This is a genomic window from Lentzea sp. HUAS12 (assembly GCF_024125735.1).
Lineage (GTDB): Bacteria > Actinomycetota > Actinomycetes > Mycobacteriales > Pseudonocardiaceae > Lentzea > Lentzea albida.
In genome coordinates this window covers 5,915,155-5,937,752 of record NZ_CP099738.1, presented here as the reverse complement: position 1 = coordinate 5,937,752, position 22,598 = coordinate 5,915,155, and the positions used below count along the sequence as shown (strand labels likewise).

25 protein-coding genes, 1 tRNA gene and 1 other RNA gene are annotated in these 22,598 nt (G+C 69.2%); 19 read left to right on the top strand and 8 right to left on the bottom strand.

Features of this window, described 5'->3' with window-relative positions; all coding sequences use genetic code 11:
* Nucleotides 1-3: 3 nt before the first annotated feature.
* The 3 genes from ND450_RS26995 to ND450_RS26985 are packed head-to-tail and all read right to left on the bottom strand — an operon-like array spanning nt 4 to nt 1,720.
* Complete coding sequence (locus ND450_RS26995) at nt 4-561, bottom strand: DUF1349 domain-containing protein (protein ID WP_253321399.1); 558 nt, start codon at nt 559-561, stop codon at nt 4-6.
* A complete protein-coding gene (locus ND450_RS26990) occupies nt 558-1,268 on the bottom strand; it encodes a fructosamine kinase family protein (protein ID WP_253321398.1) in 711 nt (236 codons plus the stop codon). The genes ND450_RS26995 and ND450_RS26990 overlap by 4 nt, the downstream gene beginning before the upstream one ends.
* Nucleotides 1,268-1,720, bottom strand: coding sequence for a low molecular weight protein-tyrosine-phosphatase (locus ND450_RS26985; protein ID WP_253321397.1), 453 nt, complete (start codon nt 1,718-1,720; stop codon nt 1,268-1,270). Before ND450_RS26985 ends, ND450_RS26990 begins: the two co-directional genes overlap by 1 nt.
* 84 nt (nt 1,721-1,804) lie before the next feature.
* Here ND450_RS26985 and ND450_RS26980 point away from each other — a divergent pair, with 84 nt between their 5' ends.
* The 7 genes from ND450_RS26980 to ND450_RS26950 all read left to right on the top strand — a co-directional run bounded on the left by ND450_RS26980 (nt 1,805) and on the right by ND450_RS26950 (nt 7,343).
* Complete coding sequence (locus ND450_RS26980; protein ID WP_030472678.1) at nt 1,805-2,011, top strand: hypothetical protein; 207 nt, start codon at nt 1,805-1,807, stop codon at nt 2,009-2,011.
* A 36-nt stretch (nt 2,012-2,047) separates the two neighbouring features.
* Entirely contained in the window at nt 2,048-3,043 is a 996-nt protein-coding gene (gene cobC / locus ND450_RS26975; RefSeq protein WP_253321396.1) for an Rv2231c family pyridoxal phosphate-dependent protein CobC, read from the top strand.
* Entirely contained in the window at nt 3,040-3,864 is an 825-nt protein-coding gene (locus ND450_RS26970; RefSeq protein ID WP_253321395.1) for a Nif3-like dinuclear metal center hexameric protein, read from the top strand. Before cobC ends, ND450_RS26970 begins: the two co-directional genes overlap by 4 nt.
* Nucleotides 3,861-4,604, top strand: coding sequence for a zinc ribbon domain-containing protein (locus ND450_RS26965; protein WP_253321394.1), 744 nt, complete (start codon nt 3,861-3,863; stop codon nt 4,602-4,604). The genes ND450_RS26970 and ND450_RS26965 overlap by 4 nt, the downstream gene beginning before the upstream one ends.
* Before the next feature lie 31 nt (nt 4,605-4,635).
* Nucleotides 4,636-5,208 carry a hypothetical protein gene (locus ND450_RS26960; protein ID WP_253321393.1) on the top strand — a complete coding sequence of 191 codons (573 nt, stop codon included), beginning with the start codon at nt 4,636-4,638 and terminating at the stop codon, nt 5,206-5,208.
* A gap of 669 nt (nt 5,209-5,877) precedes the next feature.
* Complete coding sequence (locus ND450_RS26955) at nt 5,878-6,582, top strand: ECF-type sigma factor (protein ID WP_253321392.1); 705 nt, start codon at nt 5,878-5,880, stop codon at nt 6,580-6,582.
* Nucleotides 6,582-7,343 carry a sigma-70 family RNA polymerase sigma factor gene (locus ND450_RS26950; RefSeq protein WP_371927789.1) on the top strand — a complete coding sequence of 254 codons (762 nt, stop codon included), beginning with the start codon at nt 6,582-6,584 and terminating at the stop codon, nt 7,341-7,343. The genes ND450_RS26955 and ND450_RS26950 overlap by 1 nt, the downstream gene beginning before the upstream one ends.
* 25 nt (nt 7,344-7,368) lie before the next feature.
* Here the strand turns inward: ND450_RS26950 and ND450_RS26945 are convergent, their stop codons facing one another.
* Entirely contained in the window at nt 7,369-8,196 is an 828-nt protein-coding gene (locus ND450_RS26945; RefSeq protein WP_253321391.1) for an aminoglycoside phosphotransferase family protein, read from the bottom strand.
* Between the two features lie 276 nt (nt 8,197-8,472).
* Between ND450_RS26945 and ND450_RS26940 the strand changes: the two genes are divergently transcribed.
* The 3 genes from ND450_RS26940 (at nt 8,473) to ND450_RS26930 (ending at nt 10,087) form a co-directional block, all read left to right on the top strand.
* The gene (locus ND450_RS26940; RefSeq protein ID WP_253321390.1) at nt 8,473-8,688 is read left to right on the top strand and encodes a hypothetical protein; all 216 of its coding nucleotides are present in this window, start codon (nt 8,473-8,475) and stop codon (nt 8,686-8,688) included.
* 141 nt (nt 8,689-8,829) lie between these two features.
* Nucleotides 8,830-9,126 carry a hypothetical protein gene (locus ND450_RS26935; RefSeq protein ID WP_253321389.1) on the top strand — a complete coding sequence of 99 codons (297 nt, stop codon included), beginning with the start codon at nt 8,830-8,832 and terminating at the stop codon, nt 9,124-9,126.
* Nucleotides 9,101-10,087, top strand: a complete 987-nt coding sequence (locus ND450_RS26930; protein ID WP_253321388.1) for a toll/interleukin-1 receptor domain-containing protein — start codon at nt 9,101-9,103, stop codon at nt 10,085-10,087. The genes ND450_RS26935 and ND450_RS26930 overlap by 26 nt, the downstream gene beginning before the upstream one ends.
* A gap of 249 nt (nt 10,088-10,336) precedes the next feature.
* Here the strand turns inward: ND450_RS26930 and ND450_RS26925 are convergent.
* Nucleotides 10,337-10,422: transfer RNA gene (locus tag ND450_RS26925), tRNA-Leu, on the bottom strand.
* Nucleotides 10,423-10,487: 65 nt separating this feature from the next.
* Here ND450_RS26925 and ND450_RS26920 point away from each other — a divergent pair.
* Entirely contained in the window at nt 10,488-11,573 is a 1,086-nt protein-coding gene (locus ND450_RS26920; RefSeq protein WP_253328004.1) for a bifunctional RNase H/acid phosphatase, read from the top strand.
* A gap of 2 nt (nt 11,574-11,575) precedes the next feature.
* On the opposite strand, the gene ND450_RS26915 is transcribed toward ND450_RS26920, so the two are convergent.
* Together ND450_RS26915 and ND450_RS26910 are read right to left on the bottom strand one after the other, a co-directional pair.
* A complete protein-coding gene (locus ND450_RS26915; protein ID WP_253321387.1) occupies nt 11,576-11,770 on the bottom strand; it encodes a hypothetical protein in 195 nt (64 codons plus the stop codon).
* A 21-nt stretch (nt 11,771-11,791) separates the two neighbouring features.
* Nucleotides 11,792-12,313: an NAD(P)H-dependent oxidoreductase gene (locus ND450_RS26910; protein ID WP_253321386.1), complete on the bottom strand. Its 522-nt coding sequence runs from the start codon at nt 12,311-12,313 to the stop codon at nt 11,792-11,794.
* Between the two features lie 175 nt (nt 12,314-12,488).
* On the opposite strand from ND450_RS26910, the gene rnpB reads away from it, so the two are divergent.
* The 4 genes from rnpB to ND450_RS26890 all read left to right on the top strand — a co-directional run bounded on the left by rnpB (nt 12,489) and on the right by ND450_RS26890 (nt 16,438).
* An RNA gene (gene rnpB / locus ND450_RS26905) (RNase P RNA component class A) lies at nt 12,489-12,879 on the top strand.
* A 17-nt stretch (nt 12,880-12,896) separates the two neighbouring features.
* On the top strand, nt 12,897-14,021 hold the full coding sequence (locus ND450_RS26900) for a threonine synthase (protein ID WP_253321385.1): 1,125 nt from the start codon (nt 12,897-12,899) through the stop codon (nt 14,019-14,021).
* A gap of 156 nt (nt 14,022-14,177) precedes the next feature.
* Entirely contained in the window at nt 14,178-15,764 is a 1,587-nt protein-coding gene (locus tag ND450_RS26895) for a DUF6345 domain-containing protein (RefSeq protein ID WP_253321384.1), read from the top strand.
* An 89-nt stretch (nt 15,765-15,853) separates the two neighbouring features.
* Nucleotides 15,854-16,438, top strand: coding sequence for a hypothetical protein (locus tag ND450_RS26890; protein WP_253321383.1), 585 nt, complete (start codon nt 15,854-15,856; stop codon nt 16,436-16,438).
* A gap of 4 nt (nt 16,439-16,442) precedes the next feature.
* Here the strand turns inward: ND450_RS26890 and ND450_RS26885 are convergent, their stop codons facing one another.
* Entirely contained in the window at nt 16,443-16,706 is a 264-nt protein-coding gene (locus ND450_RS26885; protein WP_253321382.1) for a hypothetical protein, read from the bottom strand.
* 425 nt (nt 16,707-17,131) lie between these two features.
* On the opposite strand from ND450_RS26885, the gene ND450_RS26880 reads away from it, so the two are divergent.
* Genes ND450_RS26880 through ND450_RS26865 form a run of 4 tightly spaced genes read left to right on the top strand, consistent with a single transcriptional unit; the run spans nt 17,132 to nt 22,591 of the window.
* Complete coding sequence (locus tag ND450_RS26880) at nt 17,132-17,410, top strand: hypothetical protein (protein WP_177229566.1); 279 nt, start codon at nt 17,132-17,134, stop codon at nt 17,408-17,410.
* Nucleotides 17,411-17,413: 3 nt separating this feature from the next.
* Nucleotides 17,414-17,890, top strand: a complete 477-nt coding sequence (locus ND450_RS26875; RefSeq protein WP_089910077.1) for a hypothetical protein — start codon at nt 17,414-17,416, stop codon at nt 17,888-17,890.
* Entirely contained in the window at nt 17,865-20,726 is a 2,862-nt protein-coding gene (locus ND450_RS26870) for an ATP-binding protein (RefSeq protein WP_371927417.1), read from the top strand. Before ND450_RS26875 ends, ND450_RS26870 begins: the two co-directional genes overlap by 26 nt.
* Nucleotides 20,723-22,591 carry a hypothetical protein gene (locus ND450_RS26865; protein WP_253321381.1) on the top strand — a complete coding sequence of 623 codons (1,869 nt, stop codon included), beginning with the start codon at nt 20,723-20,725 and terminating at the stop codon, nt 22,589-22,591. Before ND450_RS26870 ends, ND450_RS26865 begins: the two co-directional genes overlap by 4 nt.
* Nucleotides 22,592-22,598: the final 7 nt, after the last annotated feature.

The following is a 22,598-nucleotide window of genomic DNA, read 5'->3' as shown; positions in this document are numbered from 1 at the left end:
TCCTCACGGTAGTTGCGTGAGCTGGACCTCGTGGAACTGGGTCACGAACCCCTCCCCCTCCGGGCTCGCCGCCATGATCCCGGCCCGCACCTCGACGTCGGGCGGGAAGTAGGCCTTGCGCAGCAGGTTCGTGGGCTCCTGACCGTCCAGGCCGTACCGCACCCACACCGCGTCACCCTTGCGTTCGGCGCTGACGGTGAACCGCTCGAACGACCCGACGAGCGCCAGGTTCCAGTCCGAGAACCCGCGCGTCACGACCGTGCTGGCCTGCCGCTTCCCGTCGAACACCTCGACCCCGGCCTTGATCCAGTTCTCGCCGTCGAGCAGCAGCCCGACGCCCGCGTGGTCGTACTGCGCCGCGTACTCGCCGCTGAAGGTCGCGGTGACGGTGAAGTCGCCGGTGACGCTCATGCCGTAGAGGTGGCCGTTGTCGCGGACGACGCCGTTGCCGGTGAGGCGCCAGAAGTCGCTGCCCGGATCGGCGCGCACGGTCAGCGGGGTGGGCGACCACTCACGCGGTTCGTTGAGCCAGGTCCAGCCGGTGACGTCCATGGACTTCATCCAAGCAAAGCGGCCCTGGCCGCGCTGATCGCCTGCGTGCGGTAGCCGCCGCCGAACAGGACGGCGTGCACGAGCAGCGGGAACAGCTGGTGCAGCGGCACGCGCGCCTGCCAGCCGTCGGCCAGTGGCGCGACCTCCCGGTACGCGCCCAGCACGTGGTCGAGGAACGGGCAGCCGAAGAGCTGAAGCATCGCGAGGTCGCTCTCGCGGTGGCCGCCGTGGGCCGCGGGGTCGATGAGCCACACCTGGTCGTCGGCGCCCCACAGCACGTTGCCGCTCCACAGGTCGCCATGCAGCCGTGCGGGAGGTTCGGGCGGGCCGGTGAGTTCGTCGATACGCGCGCACACCTCGCTCATGTCGATGCCCGCTTCCCGCGCGTACGGCTCGATGCGGTGTGACGCGAACCACGACGGCCACTCCGACGCGGGCTCGTTGAGCATCGAGGCCATGCCGATCGTGGCTTCGCGCGGACCGCCGGGCGGGGGAGCGCCGAACGCCGGGGCTCCGGCGAGGTGCAGGGCGGCCAGGCGGCGTCCGAAGGTCACGGCCGCCTGAAGATCCAGCTCGCCGTGCGGGATCTCGTCGATCACCAGCTCGCCCTCGTGCGCACTGTGGACGAACGGGACCGGCGGGCCGCCCTCGACGCGCAGCCACCGCAGGCCGGCCGCCTCGGCGGTGGTGGCCCGAGGTGACTGGTGCTTGCGCATCAGAGCTGCTCGCGGACCCACGCGATCAGCCCCGGCATCGCCGCCTCCGTCATGACCAGCACCTCGGCGAACCCGGCGTCATCGCCGTAGTACGGGTCCGGCACGTCCACGCCGTCGGCGTCCGGGTCGAACGAACGGAGCAGTCGCACGCGGTCCGGATCGACCATCCGGCGCAACGCGCGGGCGTGGCCGGAGTCGAGCGCCACCAGCAGGTCGGCGTCCAGGTGTTCGGCGCCGACCTGCGCGGCCACGTGGTCGACGGGATATCCGTTGTCCGCCAGGGACTTCACCGCGCGGGGATCAGCGGGGTCGCCGACGTGCCATCCGCCGGTTCCGGCACTGGACACCCGGACCTGGTGCGACAATCCTTCCCGGGACAGCCATTCCCTGAACACGAGCGCTGCCACGGGGGACCGGCAGATGTTGCCGGTGCAGACGAACGAGACGTGCATGGAACGCAGCCTATGCGGTGCCGCCGCACGGTAACGCTCAACCGCTGTCGCAAGATGTACGGACAAACGACATGGAGGCCGCCCATGCAGACAGGTACCGACGTGCCCCCGCAACGGGAGATCATCGGGTGTACCGACGCCCTCGGGCGCCGTCGTGCGTTCGAGGTGTACCTCAACGAGAAGGGTCGCGTCTGCTTCCGCACCCCGCCCGGTGAGTCCGCGCAGCTCGACGCGTTCCAGCTGGACGAGCTGATCAGCCACCTCACCGAGCTCCGCCGCTACATGCAGTGACGTGGTGCTCTGGGCCGGTCGCCTAGAATTCGCGCGATGACCAGCCCAGACCTGCGCCACCACGGTGACGTCGACGCCGCGCCGGGCCTCGCCGACTTCGCCGTCAACGTGCGGGTGCCGCACCCGCCCGATTGGCTGCGCGAACGGCTGGCCGCGGCGCTCGGCGAGCTCGGACGTTATCCCTCGGTTTCGGCTGAAGAGCGCGCCCGTGAGGCGGTCGCACGCCGTCACGGGCGCTCGCCGGACGAGGTCCTCCTGCTCAACGGTGCCGCCGAGGGCTTCGCGCTGCTGCCGAAGCTCGCGCCGCGCCGTGCCGCCATCGTCCACCCCGGCTTCACCGAGCCCGAGGTGGCGTTCCGCGACGCCGGGATCCCCGTCGAGCACGTGCTGCTCGACGGCGACTTCCGGCTGCGTCCGATCACGACCGACGCCGACCTCGTCGTCATCGGCAACCCCACGAACCCGACGTCCGTGCTGCACGAGGCCGCCGCGCTCAAGGCGCTGCCCGGCAGGCTGGTCGTCGACGAGGCGTTCATGGACGCCGTGCCCGGCGAGCCCGAGTCGCTCGCGCACGACCCGGACGTGCTGGTGCTGCGCAGCCTGACCAAGACCTGGGGCCTCGCGGGCCTGCGCGCCGGCTACTTCCTCGGCGACCCGGACACGCTGCGGCGGCTGGCGCACGGCCGTCCGCATTGGCCCGTGGGCAGTCTCACGCTGGAAGCGATCACGGCGTGCTGCGAGCCGTTCGCGCTGGAGGAGTCCGCGCGGTTCGCGCTGGAGGCCGAACGGCACGCCGCGTCCGCTTTGGAGCAGCTCCAAGACCTCGTCGTCGTTGCCCCGAAAGGGCCGTTCCTGCTGATCAGGGCGCCGCGCGGCACGCGAGAGGCGTTGCGGGACAAGGGGATCGCGGTCCGCCGCTGCGACACGTTCCCCGGACTGGACGACACGTACCTGCGGGTGGCGATCCGTCCGCCGGAGGAGTTCGCGGTGTTCGTGGACGCGCTGCGGGTAGTGATGGAGGAACTGGCGTGAAGCTCGCCGACGTGATCGCGGTCCTGGAGTCCGCGTATCCGCCGAAGACCGCCGAGTCGTGGGACGCGGTCGGCCTGGTCTGCGGTGACCCCGGGGAGGAGGTCACCAGGGTCCTGGTCTGCGTCGACCCCACGTCGTCCACAGTGGACGAGGCCCTGGAGGGCGGCGCGCAGCTCCTGCTCGCCCACCACCCGCTGCTCCTGCGCGGTGTCAACGGGGTTCCGGCCGACGAGCCCAAGGGTGCGTTGGTGCACAGGCTGATCCGGGGCGGCGCCGCGCTCTACTGCGCGCACACCAACGCCGACAGCGCGTTGCCCGGCGTCTCGGACGCCCTCGCGCAGGCCATCGGCCTCACGGTCACCGGCCCGCTCGAAGCAGGCGAGGAGAGCGGCACCGGCATCGGCCGCATCGGTGAGCTCGCCGCCCCCGAGCCGCTCAGCGCGTTCGCCCAGAGGGTGGCCGACGCCCTGCCCGTCACCGTGCAGGGCGTGCGGGCCGCGGGGGACCCGGACCGCCCGATCAGGCGCGTCGCGGTGTGCGGTGGAGCGGGCGACAGTTACCTGGCGACGGCGAAGCGGGCCGGCGTCGACGCCTACGTGACGGCCGACCTCAGGCACCACCCCGCCAGCGAGCACATCGAGTCCGGCGGGCCCGCGTTGGTCGACGTCGCGCACTGGGCCAGCGAGTGGCCGTGGTGCGAGCAGGCGGCGGAGATCCTGCGGTCGGCCTTCGGCGGTAGGGTCGACGTACTCGTCTCCACTCGCCGGACCGATCCGTGGACCGTCGGTGCGACGAGCACAGCAGCAGGAGGACTTGCGTGAAAGCCGATCCCGCAGTGCAGCGCAGGCTGCTCGACCTGGCCGAGGTCGACGCCGAACTGGCGCGCGTCACCCACCGTCGCCGCACGCTGCCCGAGATCGCGGAGATCACCGAGGTCGAGCAGCTGGTGCGCACCAAGCAGGACGCGCTGGTGGCCGTCGAGACGACGCTCACCGACCTCGACCGCGACGTGAAGCGCCAGGAGACCGAGATCGACCAGGTCCGCGCCCGCGGCGAGCGCGACCGCAAGCTGCTGCAGTCCGGCTCCGTCGGCGCCAAGCAGCTCACCGACCTCGAGCACGAGCTCGCCACCATCCAGCGCCGCCAGGGCATCCTCGAGGACGACCTCCTGGAGCTCATGGAACGCCGCGAGGCCGTCGAGGCCGACGTCTCCTTCGCGAGGGTCGAGCTCGACAAGGCCAGCGAGAAGCTCGAAGACGCCAAGGGCCGCCGCGACGCCGCCCTCGCCGACCTCGAGGCCGTCGAGACCAGGCGCACCACCGACCGCTCGACGATGGCCAAGGGCTTCCCCGACGACCTGCTGAAGCTCTACGACCGCCAGCGCGAGCAGCGGGGCATCGGCGCGGCGGTCTTCCAGTCGCGCAGTTGCGGCGCCTGCCGCATCGAGCTCGACCGCAGCGCGCTGGCGAAGGTGAAGGACGCGGCAGCCGACGAGGTCGTGCGCTGCGAGGAGTGCGGCGCGATCCTGGTCCGCATCGCCCAGCCGGGCCAGCAGCAGTAACAGCTCCGCACCGTCCCCGATAGTCCTGCTCATGGGCGATTTCGAAGATCAGCTGCGTGAGCAGGTCCACCGGGCCCGGCGGCAGGACGACCAGGAGCGGAACCAGATCGCCGAAGTGCTGGCGAACATGGCCGTGTACCGCGCGACCTGGACGGACCAGGCGCGCGCTTTCCTGAGGGTCGCTGCGGAGATCGGCATGAAGCCGCTCCAACACCGCACCGAGCGCGTCGTCAAGAAGCGCTTCGGCCGCACCGCCACCGAGACGACCGTCATCGAGTACCACTCCATCGGGTTGACGGGCATCGGCATCACGCTGACCGGCGAACTGGTCGCCGACAGCGGCGAGCAGCCCGTCCTGCGGCCGCTCGAAGAGCTGAAGGCCGACCTCGTCACCGTGCTGGTCTACCGCGACTACCCGGCCGCGCGGTCACCGCGGTCGGAGACGGTGGTGCGGCTGAGCGCCGGGCGGGTGAAGCACGGCGTCACCTCGGCGGGCGAGTTGCTCCTGGTGGGAGATTCCGACGGCACAGACAGCTACACAACCTTCGAGCACGAGCTGAAGAACAAGATCCGGATCGCCCTGGGCAGGGCCTGGAACGAGTGAGCGGCTCTGCGACACCGCCGCAGAGTACGCAGGCGCTATGATAAAGGCCCGCGCCGCGGTGGGGGCCCAGCTGGTGTTCTCGAGCGAGCAAGATGGCGGGCATTTTCGATGCGCAGTGTCAGTGTGACAGCTGCCTTGCGGCCTTCGGATCGTCGACTTCTTGCGTCCACGAGGTCTTTACACCCTGATAGTGCTGCGGAGATCCCTTCTGTAGGAAGACGCTCGCCGCACGGCGTTGGTCTCGACTGTCGCTGTGTGAGCTGGAATTTTCTCACATGCGTAACAGGATCGACGACGTGAGAGATCTACTTCTTGTTCAGAAGCAGTCGAACCAAGTCCATGGCAGCTTTGCGGCGCGCCGGATCTCCGGACCAAGCGGCTGGCAGCAGGATCGCGGACGACAGTAGGAAAACGGCCACTACGGTCGCGGCGATTCCATAGCCCAACATCGGGTGCAGTGTGGCAGCTCCGGTCAGGCCGCTGACGACTGCAAGTCCAACAGCTCGTTTGTTTCTCGTCATCGGTCCATCACCTCGCCCAGCCTGTACGTGCCCCTTGTTGGTCGAACCCCCAAGGTGTTGTGGAATCGAAGAACATCTTGCTGGTTGGGGGTTGGCTTGCGTTGCGGCACGTACAAGGTGAAGACGAGCTGCGGACGGAGGAGTGTGCTTGCTTGCATCATCGGCAGATGGGCCGAGTGAGTTCGCTGAAACAGGTTCTCGGCTACAAGGTGACGCGGAGTTGTGCCGGCGGCTCAGGGAGTTGAAGTATCAGGGGCCGGAATGGGAGGAGTTCGTCGACGCTCTGACGAGCTATGGCATCGCCAGGCTGAGGCTGCTCATCAGCACAGGGGTGATCTTCGAGGAGGACACCGTGTTCGGGCGGACACAGAGGTACAGCGGCCTGCTCGATCAGCCGGGCGAGGCCGACGAACTGATCGACGACGTCGTCCTCGCCGGGTTTGCGATATTCGTGAGGAAGGGCCTGGTCGGCCGACAGTGGGATCCGGCCAAGGGAGCCTCACTGACGACCTACTTCATGGGGGCCTGCAAACTTGCCTTCAGAGACGTGTATCAGGCCAGACGCAGGCGCCACCGTCGAGTTTTCGAACACGAGCATCTCTGCGATGATCTGTCGCCGTTCCTGTTCGACCATGAGACTTTGAATGACGACGACTGCGAGGAGCTGCTCGATCAGCTCACGGATGTTCTCGGTGGCGAAGTCATGCAGATGTTCGGCATGGTCCGGGACGGCTACCTGCAAAGCGAGATCGCTGAGCACTTCGGTGTCACGGCGAAGACCGTCGAAAGGCGGATAGCACACGCTAGAGCCAAAGTGCGCGGATTCCGTCCGAAGAATTGGAGGGAAGCGTGATGGTATCTCCACTGCGATCCGTGTTCGCCGAATTCCTCCCGGATGCGGCCAGCGGCCGGCCCCAGTCGGTGCTCGGCGACTTCCTTCCCGCGGCGGTGGCCGGCGATCGCCGGGCGATAGAGCGAGTCCTGGCCTACATAAGGCCGCTGGTGGTCAGGTACTGCAGGGCGCGTGTGTCTGGTGGAAGCGACCTCCCCGACGATGTTGCTCAGGATGTATGCCTTGCTGTTCTGACATCGCTGCCGAGCTATCGCGACCAGGGGCGACCCTTTCTCGCCTTTGTGTACGGAATCGCCGCGCACAAAGTGGCTGATTCGTACCGACGGCGGAACCACCTTCATGATCAGGTGCTCGGTTCGACAGGTGTCGGCATCGCGAGGCTGATCGAGCAGTCATCATTGGGGCGCCCGCAGGCTCGTCTCGCACGTTCACGGGCATCGAGTCGCCACCTCAGAAGCCGGACGAACGAGGTCATGAAATCCATGCTGGAGGAACACGGGATGGCCACGCAGTCGGCATCTGGAGAACGGCTGGGTGCTGAACTGCCCAGCGAGTTGAGCAGGCTTTTTCAACTTCTTCCTGAGAAGCAGCGGGAGATCTTGGTGCTGAGGGTCATGGTGGGGTTGTCGGCGGAGGAGACCGCTGAAGCGGTGGGGAGCACGCCTGGTGCGGTTCGAGTGGCACAACATCGGGCAATCGGACGGTTGCGCAAGGAGATCGAGGCTGCGGAGTCGACTCTCAAGCCGAAGTTCGATTCGTAGAAGCTGACGTTCTCGGCCGAGGGCGTCAGGCGTTGGCCTCCAGCCACGGCACGATTGCCCGGATGAAACCGTCCGGACTGCTCATCGGCCGGCCGTTCATGGTGGCGACCAGGTGCCCGACGCCGAACAGCGCGTCCCACGTGCGCGCCCGCCGGTAGGTCTCGGCGGAGACGGCGCGGCGCACGTTCTCCCAGCCGTGCCATGCCATCTGGGCGGCGTTGACGGCGGGGTCGGCGGGCATGGCCATGTCCCAGTCGAGGACGCCGAGCAGCTTGCCGTTTCCGGACCAGTGCACGTTGGACCCGCTCAGGTCCCCGTGCACCAGCGCGTCGGACACGGGTTCCAGCGCCAGCACGGCGTCGAGGCGCCGCCGGCCCTCGGCCTGCCATCCAACAGGCAGCCGGGGCAGGATCTCCTCGGTGACGATCGCCGACCAGGACGGCCCCTGCGCCCGGTCGTCCACCACCTCCAGCAGCGATCCGGTCAGGGGAACGGACCGCACGGCGTCCAGCACCTCGGCGATCTGCGCCGGATCGCCGACCCCCTCGGGCAGGTGGGTGCCGTCGATCCACGACACGGCGACGGCGGCCCGGTCGCCGAACGTCGTCACGGGGCCGAGCGGTTGCGGCACCTGCAACGGCAGGCCCGCGGAGGCCAGGTGGCGCAACACCTCCACGCGGCGGGGCATCGAGGCGGTGGTGAGCGGGCCCTTAGTGACCCGGACGGCGGCGACGCCGGGGACCAGCAACACCTCGTGGATGTTGCCCTCGGTGGCTCGGACGGCCTTGTCGAGCCGTACGCCCGGCAGCAGTGCGGAGGCGATCTCCACCAGGTCCGGCGAGGGCTTGATCATGTCCAGAACGTACAACGCGAGAGCCAGTCCGTTCCCACCGCAGAACGTCTGGGCGAGATGCCCGGAACCCTCGCGGCGACGAGTGACGCGAGGGTTCCGGGTGATCGTCTCAGCTCGCTAGACGACCCACTTCACCGCCCGAGACCCGCCGCCCCCACGACGACACCGTTGTGATGTCCAACGCACCGGCACTGGTGACACAGGCGGGGAACCCGAACTCGAGCCGCGTGCCACCCCTCTCCCAGAAGACCGGCACCTGGTTGCCCCCCGGCCAGGGTGGAGCCGACCGTCTCGCCGAGCGAGTTGACCGCCGTCGCACTGGTCGTGGAGTCGACCGCCAGCCCGCTGAGGACGGTCACGCTGCCATCCGGGCTCCAGCGCACCGCCGTGGTCGCGATGGCGGGACCCGTGACGACCCCGGCCACGTATCTGTTCGCCGAGGCGCCCGTCAGGCTGGCCGAGGTCGCGCCCGCCGGCAGCGCCAGCGCATGACGACACCGGCGGGGCTCCAGCTCGCCGGGACCTGGCGGCGGGTCACATCGGTGATCAGTTCCCACTACTCTTCCAGGCGCCTTTCTGGCGTTCCCTCAGAAGGCAGCACGCATTCTCCGGGAGAACACCGCTCTGATGGCGGTGGCACAGCTGCTGCAGATCCTGCAGGGCCTCGGTGCCACGGCCGACGTGTCGCGCGTCGTCTCCAAGTCGTTCATGGTCAGCAGCTACCGGAAGAAGATCCGCGAGCGAGGAATGCGGAACAACTTCTGGGGGGACTCCGCGGCCGACGCGTCGCTCGACAGGCACTCGCTCCACGAGAAGTTGGCCGAAGCCCGTCAGGTGTGCCTGAAATCGATCAAGGCGTACCCCGCCGCGGCGGCGGAACTCAACAGCATCCTGGGTGACATCGATGAGCAGCTGGCGCGCCTTTCCTGAGCGGTCGTGGGCGGACGTCCGCGGCAGCTTCAGCGGCTTCGGCCGGGGTGCGAGCCCGTTCGGTATGGCCTACACCGCCGACACCGGTCGGCGCATTCTCAACGGACGCGTGTCCGCCACCATCCGAATGGGGCGTACCGACCGGCCTGCCGGAGCCGGGGTCGTGTGCAGAGCCGATGACCTGCGTTCGCTCGTGGCCTTCTACATCATCTGCGACCCCGCGACGCCAGGGGTCTTCTCGGTCCGCGTCACCGCGTTCAAGTTCGGCACAACAGTGGCGATGGCGGCACTAACCGAGCCCTTCGAGTTGACCGACGACGAGGCGCACTTCTCGCTGCAGTTCTTCTCCGGAACGCTTCGCGGTGAGGTGCGCAGCGGCGACCGCGTCGCCACCATCGAGCGACTGGTCCCGGAGATTCCGTTCTCCGGTCACGCGGGTCTGGTGCGGTTCTACGACTGTCCCGTCTTCGCCCGTGGCGTTGCCGTCGAAGAGATCGGTACGAGACCGGTCCTGCCCGACGAGACCGTTGCGAACGCTACCCGCCAGTACGAGTACGACGTTTTCCTGTCACACGCCAAAGGTGACGAAGTACTGGTCGCGGAGGTCACCCGAGCCTTTCGCGATGCGGGCATCACGTACTGGATGGACGAGGAGCAGATCACGTTCGGCGATCCCGTCATCGGCAAGATCGAGGACGGCCTGCGGGACAGCCGCTTCGTGATCGTGGCACTCAGTGAGATCCTGGGGCACAACGGCTACTCACGAGCCGAGTACGGCGCGATCCTCTACCGGGAGTTCAGCGGTGACACCGCGCGTCGCGTCATTCCGCTCAGCCTGGACGGGTCTGACAGCGAAAGGGCCATTCCCCTGCTCCTCTCGGAGAAGATGCGTGCGGACCTGACCAAGAAGGAGAGCTTCGAATCCCTGCTGAAGTTCATCAAGAACCTCGACGCTTCATAGCGCCACGACCTGGTCGCCGAGACGGCGGTCGTCGAACTCCAACCATCATTGCTGGAGGTGCGCGCTGCCGCCGCGGTCCCCGGTTGCAGCCCCCGTGCCGTCGGCGGTGCTCGATGATGTGACGGAGGTCATTACGCCGTAGAACCCCGGAGATGCTCGCTCGGCTCTACGGGCAATCGGGATTGTGCTTCGGCGTAAAACGCAGAAGAGGCCGTCTGTGCGACGACCTCTTCTGCGTGTGGTTAACACTGGTGTCCGAGGGGGGACTTGAACCCCCACGCCCTTACGGGCACTAGCACCTCAAGCTAGCGCGTCTGCCATTCCGCCACCCAGACTGATGTGAACAGAATACAGGGTGCCAGGAGGGGTCTGAACGCGGGGTTACGATCGGCCCGTGAAGGTGATCGTCGAGGCGGATGGCGGCTCGCGGGGCAACCCCGGACCTGCTGGTTACGGTGCGGTCGTGCGCGACAGGCTCAGCGGCGAGACCTTGGCCGAGCGCAAGGGGTTCATCGGGGTCGCGACCAACAACGTGGCCGAGTACCAGGGGCTGATCGCCGGGCTTCGGGCCGCGCGGGAGCTCGGTGCCGAGGTCGTGGACGTGCGGATGGACTCCAAGCTCGTCGTCGAGCAGATGTCCGGGCGCTGGAAGATCAAGCACCCCTCGATGCAGCCGCTCGCGCGGGAGGCGCAGGAGGTGGCGCGCGGGTTCGCGAAGATCACCTACGAGTGGATCCCGCGGGAGCGCAACAAGCAGGCCGACCGGCTGGCCAACGAGGCCATGGACGGCGAGGGCCGCCCCGAGAGGGCCGAAGAGCCCGCGGAGGCCAAGGCCGAGGGGGACAAGCAGCCGCATTGGAGCGGTGCGGTCGGGGAGCCCACGCGGATCATCCTGCTGCGGCACGGGCAGACGAAGCTGTCGGTCGACCGGCGCTACTCGGGGCGGGGCGACCACCCGTTGACGGACCTCGGGCTGGAGCAGGCGGAGAAGGCGGCGGCCAGGCTGTCCAAGTTGGACGGCATCGCGGCCGTCATCTCCTCACCGCTGCAGCGCGCGCACCAGACCGCCCAGAAGCTCGCCGACAAGATCGGCCTCGAGGTGGTCACGCACCAGGGCCTCATCGAGACCGACTTCGGCACGTGGGAGGGGCTGACGTTCGCCGAGGCGAGCGCGCAGGACCCCGAGGTGCACCGCCGGTGGCTTGGTGACACCTCCATCACACCGCCGAACGGCGAGAGCTTCGACCAGGTGCACGCCAGGGTGCGCAGGGCGCGCACGGACATCATCTCGAAGTACGGCGGCAAGACGGTCGTGCTGGTCAGCCACGTCACGCCGATCAAGACGATGCTCCGGCAGGCGCTGGACGTGGGGCCGCAGTTCCTGTTCCGGATGCACCTCGACCTGACCGGGGTGTCGATCGCCGAGTTCTACCCGGACGGGCACGCGTCGGTGAAGCTCATCAACGACACCTCGCACCTCGGCTGAGGTCAGCGCGACGAGGAACGGCGGCGCACCACGAAGACGGCCGCCCCGGCCACGACGAGAACGGCCACGAGCACCGCGACGCCTGGGCCTGCTGTGATGTCCTTCGCGCGGGCCGGGGACGGTCCGTCCAGCACGCCGAGCAGCAGGAAGGCACCCACGACGGCCACCGCGGACAGGACGGCGAGGAGCGGCTTCACTCTCCCCATCAAAGCGGAAGGTCAGCTCACCCGGCGCAGACGTGGCGTCAGCGCCGTCGTGAACCGGTCCGCCGCCGCCTCCAGGGCCGCGTTCGCCGCGGGGGTGCCCACGTTCTGGTCCAGCACGAACTCGCCCCGCACCACCTGGTCGGCGCCCTTGGCGGCGAGCAGCGGGTGCAGCGCGTAGTCCATCGCCACGAGGAAGCCCTGGCTGCCGCCCGTCGCCAGCGGCAGCACCGCGCGGCCACGCAGCGCCTTCTTCGGCAGCAGGTCCAGCAGGGCCTTGACCAGGCCGCTGTAGGCGGCGCGGTAGACGGGCGAAGCGACCACCACGCCGTCCGCCGACAGCACGCCGCTCACCGCGTCCGCGATCTCCGGATCGCGCAGGTCCTCGGTGAGCAGCGACAACGTGGGCAACGCCCGCACGTCGAGCAGCGCCACGCGGTGCCCGGAGGCCCGGAGGTGGTCCTCGACGTACGACACGACGACCCCGGTGGGCGCGGAGTGGGACGGCGCGCCGGAGATGATCAGCAGATCGGACATGACGAGGCACTCCCGAGGTCGCGGACTGAGGACGACAGACTCAGGGAAGGCAACAGAGGCTTGCTGCCACGCGGCCGTAGTCGACGTGGCGACGTCGTGTCATGGCCGAAGTCAACCAACGTCCGCACCGGTGGACAACCGGTTCCAGACGCTGGGATATCCTGGTGAACGCGGATGAGTCGGCAGGGCGGCCGCGGCGCGTGAGCGTCGAGGAAAGTCCGGACTCCACAGGGCAGGGTGGTTGTTAACGGCAACCAGGGGTGACCCTCGGGACAGTGCCACAGAGAACAGACCGCCTCGCTTGTCGAGGTAAGGGTGAAACGGTGGTGTAAGAGACCACCAGCGCCCCAGGTGACTGGGGCGGCTAGGTAAACCCCACCCGGAGCAAGGCCAAGAGGGGCACCGGATCGCAAGAGAAGGTGCCTGCGCGAGCGTTCGAGGGCTGCCCGCCCGATGCTCGCGGGTAGGCCGCTAGAGCCTGCCGGCGACGGCAGGCCCAGATGGATGGCCGCCGACTGGGACCTCGGTCCCACGAACAGGATCCGGCTTACATGCCGGCTCATCCGCCTGTATGCATGAAGTCATGCTCTCGCACCTGGAATGTGCCCGCTGCGGCCGCCACCACGACGCCGACGCCGTCCAGAACCTCTGCCACGAGTGCGCGTCGCCGTTGCTCGCCCGCTACGACCTCACGAAGGTGGGCAGGCCGACCGGCGAGAACAGCCTCTGGCGCTACCGCGACGTCCTGCCGGTCCGCGACCCCGACCCGGCGTTCAGCCTCGGCGAGGGCATGACGCCACTCGTGCCGCTGCCCGCGCTGAGCCGGGCACTGGACGCGAAGGTGCTCATGAAGGACGAGTCGCTCGTCCCGACGGGCTCGTTCAAGGCCCGTGGCGCGGCCGTCGGCGTGGCGCGGGCGAAGGAGCTCGGCGTCAAGGGCATCAAGATGCCGACCAACGGCAACGCGGGCGCCGCCTGGGCCCTGTACGCGGCGCGCGCCGGTCTGCGCAGCGTCATCGCGATGCCCGAGGACGCCCCGCTGATCACCCGCGAGGAGGTCCGGGCGAGCGGCGCCGAGCTGCGGATCGTGCCGGGCACCATCGCCGACGCAGGCAAGGCCCTCGCGGACGTCGACCTCTTCGACGCGTCGACGCTGCGCGAGCCGTACCGCATCGAGGGCAAGAAGACGATGGGCTACGAGATAGTCGAACAGCTGGGCTGGCGCGTCCCCGACGTGATCATTTACCCGACGGGCGGGGGTGTCGGCCTCATCGGCATCCACAAGGCGCTCACCGAGATGCTGGAGCTCGGCTGGATCAGCGGGAAGCCGCCGCGCCTCGTCGCCGTCCAGTCCACGGGCTGCGCCCCGATCGTCCGGGCGTTCGACGCGGGCGAGCGGGAGTCGGTGTTCTGGGACGCCGCCTACACCGGCGCGTTCGGCATCAACGTGCCGAAACCGCTGGGGGACTTCATCATCCTGCAGGGCATCAACGAGACCGATGGCACCGCGGTGGCGGTGACCGACGAGCAGATCGAGGCCGACCGAGCCGAGACCGCGCGCCTCGAAGGCGTGTTCCTCTGCCCGGAGGGCGCCGCGACGATCAGCGCCGTCCGGCACCTGCGCGGGACCGGGTGGCTCGGGGCTGACGACGAAGTGGTCGTGCTGAACACCGGAGCGGGCATCAAATACCCATCTCTCCGCCTCTAGGTCCCCCACTGCCCCAAGGGTGTTACAGAATTTCGGCTGTTCGAGTGGTGCGCGGCCCGCACTTGTCCACTCTCGGTATCACCAGGAATAACGCCAGATCCTCCTGTCAGACGGTCGGCCCCTGCAGCCGGCCGTCCCCAAAGGGAGGGAAGAGACATGCAACGCAAGCTGACGGTCGTGCTGGCCCTGTCCAGCCTCGTCGCCGCCGGAGCGGTCGGTGTCGCGACCGCCGACGTCTCGGAGTTGCCCGTCTACGGGGTCACGAGTTCCGGTCTCGACCAGGAGCAGGCCCAGCAGCTGCAACGGGCGTTCGGCCTCAAAGACGTCCAGAGATCCGAGTCCGGCGCGGTGTCCTTCGCGGACGAGCAGCGCTACCAGTACCTGCCGACCGTCGACAAAGGACAGGGCAGACCCGACGAGGACGGCAACGACACCACGCAGACCGCGCTCGACACCGAGGCGCTCAAGCGCATCAGGACCATCTCGACGGAGGAGGCCACCAAGCGCGCGCAGGAGGGCCTGAGAGCGGCGGGCGTGCTGCCCGGCAACGCGTCGCCCACCGCGCAGCACACGACGTTCGAACTCGCGGACCCCAACGGGCGCAACGCACTCACGGCCAACCTCGACACCAGCGTGTCGTACACGTTCCAGCTCGGCGGCATCCCGCTGGAGGGCGAGGGCGCGAACATCCGCGTGTCGTTCGACGCGCAGGGCGTGACGGCCGTCAGCCACGCCGCCCGCACGTACGACAAGGCCGGCACGGTCAAGGTCAACGACCTCGCCCACGGCGCCAAGCTGTGCCAGAAGTACCTGGGCGCCTCGGTCAAGGCGGAGGCGAGCTACGTCTACGTCGCGGCGCCGCTGGAGGACAAGACCGACAAGGTCGAGCCCTCGTTCCGCTGCACCGGCCGCAACGACGACGGCGGCGCACCCCAGGCCATCACCCTGCCCGCCGCGGTCGGCGCCGAACTGCCGCAGCCGGGTCCGGGCCAGGAGCCCCGGCCGGAGGCCCAGTTCAAGATCCAGGGAGCCGGCACCCAGGTCGGCAGCGAGGGCACCGGCAACTGCGCCGGCCTGCCCAACACCGCCGCCAACATCGGCACGTTCAACACCGAGGCGGGCAACCACGGCATCACCCGCCAGTTCAGCTGGCTCGACGGCAACGCCTGGGAGAGCGACTTCAAGGACCCGGCCTTCGCGGGCGGTGACGACACGAACTGGGCCGACGACGTCGACCTCACCTACTGGCAGGGCCACGGCAGCGGCACCGGCTTCTACTTCACCGGCTGCTCCAACCACACCGACGACAAGCTCGCGAACACCGACGCCCGGTGGGGTCAGAACGACGTCGAGTGGATGAGCCTCTTCACCTGCCAGGTCCTGGAGGACTCGACCGGCGGGCAGACGTGGGCGCAGCGCTGGGGCCAGGCCTTCCGCGGTCTGCACCAGATCAACAGCTTCACGACGGTGAGCTACAACTCGGCCAACCACGGCGGCAAGTTCGGCCACTACATGTGGCGCTCGCCGTTCCTGTGGTGGAACAACCCGATGAAGGTCCGCGACGCGTGGGCGCAGGCCAGCATCGACACCCAGCCGGCGTCGGTCCGGTGGGCGACCATGGGTGTCTACCTGCCGGCGTCCGGCGGGCTCGGCAACTACGACGACTACTTCTGGGGCAAGGGCTCGGTCGGGCCCGACTACGCCTCGACCGGCTGGTTCTGGCGGATCTCCGGCACCAGCTGACCCTCGCGCGACGAAGCCCGGTGACCCGCTGGTCGCCGGGCTTCACCGGTCGCGGGTAACGGGCTCGAGGCCGGTGCCGAGCTAGGGGCATGGACGCTGAGCGTGCCGCTGAGGCAGATGGTGGAACGAAACTGGACGTGGTGCTCGGTGACCCGAAGTTCGCGGCGGACGTCATGCTCGCCGAGTACAAGTCGCTCCGCGACGAGATCCTGAAGAAGATGGACCACAGGACCTCGTTGGTCGTGTGCTCGGTGACCGTCAGTTCCGCCGTGCTGGGGTTCGGCATCGACCGCAGGAGCGGAGCTCTGCTCCTGGTCTCCCCTCTGGTCTCGCTGCTGCTGGGGACGTTGATCCTCTTCCACAACGTGCAGATCGCGGAGATCTCGCAGCACCTGCGCAGGCGGTTCGAAGGGCCGCTGGCCGAGCGGGTCGACGGCTTCGTGGGCTGGCACGTGTACAAGCGCGAGCCCAGGTACCGCTTCGCCCGGCGGCTCGTCCCCTACCAGCTGTCGCTCGCCCTGATCGCGATGGCGCCGGCGGTGGTGGCGATGCCCCTGGCACTGGCGAACCCCAACTGGGTCGCCTGGGTGGTTCTCGGCGTCGACCTCGCACTGCTCACGGTGTACGTCGGTCAGTTCGCCGGCTACCGCTCCTTCAACCAGACGGCGACCTGAGGTCTCAGCGGTTCGCCGGGCGTCCCGACGGCATCCGCAGCACCGGCCGGAACGGCTCCCCGCCGTTGTAGAGCTCCTCCAACTCCGTCACGTACGCCAGCACGGCCGGGTTGACGATGTCGGCGAGCGAGCGGACCCCCGCCTGGGGCTCGTAGGAGGAGAGGTAGGTGGCCGCCGCACGGGCCCGCTCCAGCACGGACCGGTCGAAGTTGATCGTCCTTTGGACCCGACGCCGGGATTGCGCGCTCTGCCCGGTAGGCTCGTCCACGCCTGGAGCACTAGGGGAGGCTGTGATTCCGTCCACACTTCCATCCGGCACGAGGTCAGGTTCGAGCATGGGCGAATCTCCTCGGGGTCGTCGCTCCGGCGCGCGCCCGCGGTGTCCGTCCCGGGGCTCGCGAACCGGCCGATCAGGGCGTTCACATGGGTGCGCACGTGCGCATGTTTGAGACGCACGCACTGTGGGTGACCAGGGCGTTCGCAGTCGGGTGAACCTTGCCAGCGACGGAGAGAATCTTGATCCGGGTGTTCCCCGCTGACCTCTGCTCGGTGATGATGTGTCGGCCAGATTAGACGTAATTCCTCCCAGGGGGAACGGCCAGATGATCTACACCCCGCTTCACTTGCCCCACACGCCGTGACGAACTCGTGTTCTACTCGTAGCGCTAGCCCCCGCGCACTCTGGAGTACCTAATGATCGCCATGGACCTGGTGACACTCGCTCAGCAGCAGCCGACGGTGCCGGGCACAGGCAATGTCCGGGACTGGATCCTGGACAACATCGTCCCGCTCCTGCTGCTGACCGTCGCGCTGCTGCTCCTCTGGCTTGGCGGTGGCAAGGGCGACAACGCGGGCGTGATGCGCCGCCTCGGTGGCGTGATCGTCGCGCTGGCCATCATCGGCCTCGCCGTCACCACAGACGCTGGCGCGAACATCGGCCAGTGGCTCGCCGGTTTGTTCGTCGGAGGCTGACACGTGCGGGTCCGCACCGACGACGAGGTCTACCGGGTCGACGCCGTCTGGCTCGGCCCGCCCAAAGCGACTTTCCCCTGGCGCGCGCGATACGTCGCGTGGGGCGTCGGGATCGTCGTTTTCCTCGTCGTACTCACGATCGAGCGGCAGGTGGGCGTCGGGTTCGGGTTCTTCTCGACCGCGTGGGCCCTCGTCGCGACGATCATCCTGACGCGCTTCATCACCCAGCGGATCAGCCATGAACGGCCCCTCACGGCCGTCATGTCGATGTGGGTCCGCGAGCTCACCGCACCTCGAGAACGCACGGCCAGCACCGGCGGAGCGGCCAGTGCCGCCCGGATCCGGGTCAGCCCTCAGCGCCCTCGTCCCAAGTTGAGCAAGAAACAACAACGACGGGCGAGACAGCAGGCCCAGCCCCGCCGGACGTCAGCCAGCCGTAAGAAGGAGGTTCGCGGTGTTCGGACGCCGGCGAGACCGTGACCGTCGCTCCGCCCAGCACATCGCCCAGCACGCCGCCGCCGACCCGCGCGACCGCGACCGGGCCGCCTATTCGAAGCGCGGCCGCCGCCTGCCCGGCGAGCAGGCCGTGCCGAGCTACACGCCGTCGATCAGCGCCCGCAGCATCGACGGTCACCTGCTGCGCACCGGCCAGGAGGTCTACGCCTGGTACCGGCTCGCGCCGCAGCGCTGGTCGTTCCGCAGCGACTCGCAGCGCCAGGACCTGATCGCCGCCATCGCGGGCCAGTACGCCGAGCTGCAGGGCCGCTGGATGCACCTGCGCGTCACCACGCGGCCGTACCCGATCCGCATGTGGGCCGAGGCGCACGTGCACAACGCCGTCAAGCGCCTTCCGGACACCCCCGGCACGCTGTCGTTCGACGACTACATGGTCGGCGAGCAGCAGCAGCTCATGGGCCGCTCGATGGCGGAGAAAGAGGTCTACCTGGGCGTCCAGGTGCAGACCCGCAACATGATGGACCGCGCCGTCGAACGCGCCGCCCCCGTGCTGCGCAAGGTCTTCCCGGACGCCGTCGACGCCGAGCTCGTCGCGCTCGACTCCGAGGTCGAGCACCTCGACCAGGTCATCGGGTCCGCCGGTCTCGAAGGCCGTCCCGCGACGGCCGAGGAGATGTCCTGGCTGATGCACCGGTCGTGCTCGCTGGGCCTGCCCGCGCCGCGCAACCTGCCCGCCGTGCCGGGCGCCGCCTGGGAGCCGGAGGACCTGGCGTCGTTCACCGACGCCGCGGACTTCCACCAGGAGCCCTACTCGCCGACGGTGACCGTGCGCGGCCGCACCGGCTCGAACGCGGGCATCAAGCGCCACGTCGCCGTGCTCACGGTCGGGCTCATGCACGGCCTGCAGATCCCCGAGGTCGACGACCCGTGGGTGCAGCGCGCCGACCGGCTGCCGGCGAGTGTCGAGTGGTCCGCCCGCATCTACGTCCGCAGGCCGGAGGAGGTCTCCGGCGAGCTGTCGCGGCAGATGAGCAAGGTCCGCTCTCAGGTCCGCCACTACACCGACGAGCACGAGCTGGAACCGCCGCAGTCGCTGGCCCGCCAGGCCGGGCGCGTGCTGGAGATCGACGACGAGATGACGTCGGGCTTCACCGCGCTGGGCACCCGGGTGCGCTCGTGGTGGCGCCTCGCCGTCAGCGGCCCGACCGAGCGCGAGGCACTGCGCCTCGCCCAGTCGTTGCTGGAGCTGTACAAGCCGAAGGTCGCGATCGAGCACCCCGAGGCCCAGTACGCGATCGCCCGCGAGTTCATCCCCGGCGAACCGCTGTCCAACGGCGCGTACCTGCGCCGCGGCAGCGTGCTGTGGGCCGCGAGCGCCGTGCCCACGGCGACGGCCGAGGTCGGTGACCGCCGCGGCATCCTGCTCGGCGAGACCGTCACGGCCACGCGGCGCCCGGTCGCGTGGGACCCGTGGATGGCGCAGGAGCTGCGCGACGCCTCCGGTCTGACGGCGATGGTCGCGGGCTTGGGTGCCGGCAAGTCGTTCCTCGGCGGCGGCATGGTCTACAAGACGCTGCGCGCGGGCGCCCACTGGACCCTGCTCGACCCGTCCGGCCCGCTGTCGGCGCTGTGCGAACTGCCCGAGTTGCGGCCGTACGCGCGTCCGATCAACCTGCTCAACGCCCAGCCCGGCATCCTCAACCCCTACCGGGTGGTCGCCGAGCCGATGATCGAGCACTTCCTCGACGAGGACGACCCGGAACGGGCCTGGCGCCGGGAGAAGGCCCTCGCGGCCGCCACCCGCCGCCGTCTCGTGCTGGACGTGCTCACCGGCCTGCTGCCGTTCGAGGTCGCGAGGCTCCCGCAGACGCGCATCGTGCTGCTGCGCGCCGTCCGCACGGTCGGTGGCCGCTTCGACGCCCACCCCGGTCTCGTCTTCGAGGCGCTGCGCCGGGACGCGTCCGAGCACCACGAGCACGCGGTCGTCGTCGCGGACTTCCTCGACGAGATGCGCGAGCGCATGTCGTTGCTGATCCCCGAGGACAACCACGACCCGTACAACGAGCAGCGCGACGACCGGCTCACCGTCCTCACGATGGCGGGCCTCAACCTGCCGAAGGACGGCGTCGGCCGCGAGCACTGGACCGACGCGGAGTCGCTCGGCGTCGAGATGCTGAACCTCGCCGCCTGGCTCACCCAGCGCTCGATCTACGACCGGCCGAAGGACCTCCGCAAGGGCGTCTGGATCGACGAGGCGTTCTTCCTCTCCGAGGTCCCGACCGGCCGCGTGCTGATGAACCGCTTCGCGCGTGACTCGCGCAAGTGGAACGTCCGCGTGCTGCTGTCCTCGCAGATCCCCGCCGACTTCCTCCGGATCCAGGGCTTCGTCGCGCTGCTCGACTCGGTCTTCGTCGGCCGCCTCGACGACGACCAGGCGCAGGCCGACGCGCTGCGGCTGCTCAAGGTGCCGGTCGGCGCCGGGTACGAGCAGGTCGTCGCGTCGCTCGGCCGCCGTCCCGGTGGCGAGCGCACCGCGACCGAGCGCGACCGGGCGCCCCGCCAGTTCATCTTCGGCGACGGTGCCGGTGGTGTGGAGCGGATCCGCATCGACTTCAGCGGCCCGCACCTGGAGCACCTGCGCACCGCCCTCGACACGACGCCCGACGCCAAGCGCGACAACGGCAAGGGCGAGCTCGTGCCGGTGGACGACCAGCCCGCGGCGCCGCAGCCGCCCGCCTACGTGCCCGACGAGATCGACGACGAACTGGCGGCGGACATGGAGCTCGGCCTGACGGAGGAAGAGGCCCAACTGGTGGGCCACGGTGACGGCCCGAACCGCCACCGGGACGGCGGCGCATGACCGCGCTGACGATCGTGCTCGCGATCGCCGCCTTGCTCTGGGCGAGGCGGCGGTTCGCGCTGCGCACGTCAGCACGCACCAGGTCGGTGGGCCTCGTGGCCGCCATCCTGGCGCTTCAGGTGGTCATAGGTGCCCCGATGGCGCACGCCCAAACCTGTGGCGAGGCACCGAACCCGGAACGGCCCGGCGCGGGCATGGTCGGCGCGCTCGACCCGCCCGTCGGCAACGGCCTGCCCGGCTCGCCGTACCTCGAGTACGGCTACGCCGGCATGGTCTGGCACCAGTACAACGCCAAGTGCGGTGTCCTGCCGGACGCGAACGCCACGCTCGACACGTGGGCGGGCAACGAGCTGTTCAGCATCGGCAAGAACATCGTCGGCGCCACGAACGCGTTGCACTACACCGTGATGGGCCGCGGCCTGCTGGTCCCGCTGGACGACGCCGTGAAGAACGGCGTGCAGAAGGTCTACGACAACGTCTACCTGCGCTGGTTCGGCCTGGTGGCGCTGATCCTCGCGATCCTGATGTTCCGGCAGATCTGGACCGGCGACTTCGCCACGATCTCCAAACGCGGGCTCTGGGCGCTGGCGGCCATGTGGCTCGCGACGTCCACCCTCGCGCTACCGCAGTTCTACAACCTCCTCGACAACACGCTGGTCTCCAAGACGTCGGAGATCCAGGCCGGGTTCATCGAGGCACCAGAAGAACAAGGCACGCTCCACGTCCTACCGACGAAGTTGCACGACGCCGTCGTTTATCAAAGCTGGCTGCGCGGCGCGTTCGGCACGCCCGAGGCACCGCAGGCCGCCGAGTACGGCCCGCGCATCCTGAAGACGCAGGCGTGGACCACGGCCGAGATCGCCGAGGGCAAGGACGGCGACCAGGCCGCCCTGGACGCGAAGAAGTCCGAGTGGAAGGCCCTCGAAGCCCAGCTCGGCACGGCCAAGGGCTACTTCGACGGCACCGACGGCAGCCGCACCGGCGCGGGATTCCTCGCGCTGCTGCAGTCGATCGCGTTCTCGCTGTTCCAGCTGTTCGCGAAGGCCGCCGTGCTGCTCGCCCAGCTGCTGCTGCGCATCCTCACGCTCGCCGGCCCGCTCATCGGTCTCGTCGCGCTGCTGCACCACGACCTGCTCCGCAAGGTCGCCCGCGCGGCCGCCGTGACGGTGTTCAACGTGCTGGTGCTCGCGGTCCTCGCTGGTGTCCACGCGTTGCTGCTGCAGGCCATCTTCAACGCGACGGGGCTGTCGTTGCTGACGCGCACGTTGCTCGGCCTGATGCTGACGCTCGTGTGCTTCGTGATCGGCAAACCGTTGCGCCGCATGTGGCAGATGGTCGAGATGTCCGTCGGCTCCGCGTCCAACGTCCTGCCGATGAGCGGGGGCGTCTGGTCCAAGATGATGGGCCGCCGGAAGCAGGTCGGCCCGACGCCGCAGGACGAGTTCTGGGAGTCCGTGCGCGACAACGACGGCGAGGGCGCGGACGTGCCGCAGCGCGGCCGCGGCCGGATCCGTCCCGAGGCGTCCAGCCCGGTCATGGCGACGGCGCAACGGCTCGACCGCGACGCGGTGCCGGTCCAGATCGTCAACGGCGGCGACTCCTCCGCGCCGGTGCGAACGGGCGCGCTGCCCGCCGGATCGGGGCCGGCGGCGCTGCCGGTGGCCCGCTCGCGCGTGGTGGACAGCCCCACGGTCACCGACCGGCAGTGGGACAGGGTCGACGACGCGGTGCTCGTGCCGTCGCGCTCCAGCGCCTACGCGGCTCCGGTGCAGGAACCCCGCAGGGCCGAGACGGAAGTGGTGGCAGGACGCCCGGTGCACGTGATCTACCGACCGTCACGCGGTTTCGAAGTCAGGGACAACTGAAGGGAGG